4 protein-coding genes are annotated in these 2,080 nt (G+C 35.9%); all 4 read right to left on the bottom strand.

From position 1 onward, the window contains the following. Nucleotides 1-705, bottom strand: a 705-nt coding sequence (locus K6C05_RS02300; RefSeq protein WP_296730808.1) for a hypothetical protein, incomplete at its 3' end; no start/stop codon positions are given. 6 nt (nucleotides 706-711) lie between these two features. Further along, entirely contained in the window at nucleotides 712-1,212 is a 501-nt protein-coding gene (locus K6C05_RS02295; RefSeq protein ID WP_296730806.1) for a TerB family tellurite resistance protein, read from the bottom strand. 172 nt (nucleotides 1,213-1,384) lie between these two features. Then, complete coding sequence (locus K6C05_RS02290; protein ID WP_273038238.1) at nucleotides 1,385-1,783, bottom strand: hypothetical protein; 399 nt, start codon at nucleotides 1,781-1,783, stop codon at nucleotides 1,385-1,387. A gap of 85 nt (nucleotides 1,784-1,868) precedes the next feature. Then, entirely contained in the window at nucleotides 1,869-2,039 is a 171-nt protein-coding gene (locus K6C05_RS02285; protein ID WP_296730802.1) for a hypothetical protein, read from the bottom strand. Between the last annotated feature and the right edge of the window lie 41 nt (nucleotides 2,040-2,080).

The raw sequence follows: 2,080 nt of genomic DNA, 5'->3' as shown, positions 1-2,080 counted from the left end.
TTCTCCTTTTATAACAGCGACAATATTATTCATTGATGACATTGCTGCCGCCATCGCACCGGCACTTTTAGCGCCCTGCCACCCAGAGTTAACGAACTCCGTACTAACATTCTTGATTTTTCGGCGAAATATCTTTTTTTTAATAGTTTCTTTTGCTTTTTGGCCATCTTCAATGGCTTTTTGACGCCCTTTTTTAGGAACTTTCACTCCTTTCTCTTTACGATATTCTTTACCATCATTTCCATAATATTCTTCATTTGATCTGTCACGTTTTGCATTATTCTGTTTTTGACTTACCGCTTTAAAATTATCATCATCGTTGGCTATTTCCCTTATGTCATCTTTACTAACCCAAACATCGTCTTTATACTCCTGATATACCTTTTTAAGTGGCTCAATGTGGTCTATCTGAGCGGCATGTTCCCGGTAATTATCACCGTATTTAGCTTTTGCTTCTTTAGTTGGTAATAATTTGTCACCAGTATATGGGTCCTTTAAAGATTTTCCATTGGAAAACACTCTTTTTGAATAAGCTACACGATATGGTGACTTACCTTCTTCTTTTTCATATACAGCACGATTCTTAGTATACTTTGGTTTAGCATAGTCTTCATTCAAGCGGGAAACTTCAAGGTTAACCTGATCCCCGGTCGCTATACCATTGGCAATCTGCCTATTTTTCTCTTGTTCTTCTTTTTTATTCATACCGCATCATTCCAAAACGTAACGTGTCATTTCTTTTTGAAGTTCAACATAACGTGTTAACATATCTTCTACTTCATGTATATTGAAGTAATGTCCCCTATCATTAAGACGTGTAAGCATATCCTCATTAAACTCAAGTGCTTCAACTGCGTCAGTAATCAATTTGCGCTCATTCTCAGAAAATGACTTATCTGCATGAGCCAAGCCCATCAACTCAAATAGTATCATTTTCCTTTCTTTCATATCACTTTTATCCTTAACTTCTTCAATAATGCTCCTAAAGCGATATGCCAGCTGAAAATACTTTTCTCCCTCTTGATTGTGCCTTGCTTCATCTGTTTCCACCTTTTCAATTATGGGTGCACCGACTTTTTCACCTACTTCGGCAGCATATAAACGCATCATTTGACGTTCGTTATTCGTATACTTCCCATCCGCATAACACAGCATCCCAGCAAGCTGTAAAAATCTCTCCTGATTATCAGTACTCAATCTGTTCAAAAACATGACAAGCCCTCCAATTTTATATTATTTTTATCTTTACTCACTTATATACATTACCTTCTGTTTCCCAAATATATTTTCGGTATCCAATTCATCCTAAGTATCACCGTCCTTGAAGTTCTATAATTACCCGAATTACCAGTGGAATGACTATTTTTCTATCCCAACATCAAAATTATTTAAAAAATGGGCTTATGATGTTGTAAACAATTCCCAAAATAAAGCTTGCTATCCACTCAAAAGGGTATACCAAATATCCTATTATTCTGCCAAAAATTTTTATTGGCAGCCATAATATCAATGTTCCAACCACAATCATGATTGGGAAATAAGCGACTATTTTGAAATATTCAAAAAAAGTTTTGATTTCAAAAATTTTGGAACCATTGAATTTTATATCTATTGGCATACAAACCAAACAAGTTAACCCCAAAGACAGTATAATCACAAAACCACAAATAAACGGCTCTGTTTTACTTAATTTCAAAACAACATCAGGAAGTTGATCAATAACAAATTCCAGCGCACTATCAGGGGGAAAAACTGAATACCATAGTGCATCAAATAACCCCATATTGTTAACCCTCCTAATGGATTAGATAGTTTATTTCAACAAAGATTATTTACAAACATAGGTCCAGATTTCTAAAAGCTATTTATTATGCTCTTTCCCAGCGTGGTTTGTGTTTCCCATCAGGGCTTGACGGACATTTTCCAGAACCCGTTGGCGGATTCGTAGCCGGTGCACCTGCACTTTCTGATCTGCTGATACCACCACCACATTTCTTACCGCAAAAAAGACATATTGGTTCCCATTTCACTGTACTCATAATAGATCTCCTCCCTATTGCTTTTCGCAAAATATTTAATA

It is taken from the genome of Anaerovibrio sp. (assembly GCF_024697385.1).
Taxonomy (GTDB): Bacteria; Bacillota; Negativicutes; order Selenomonadales; family Selenomonadaceae; genus Anaerovibrio.
Note: the sequence above shows the minus strand (reverse complement) of the source record. Positions and strands in the feature narration are given on the sequence as shown.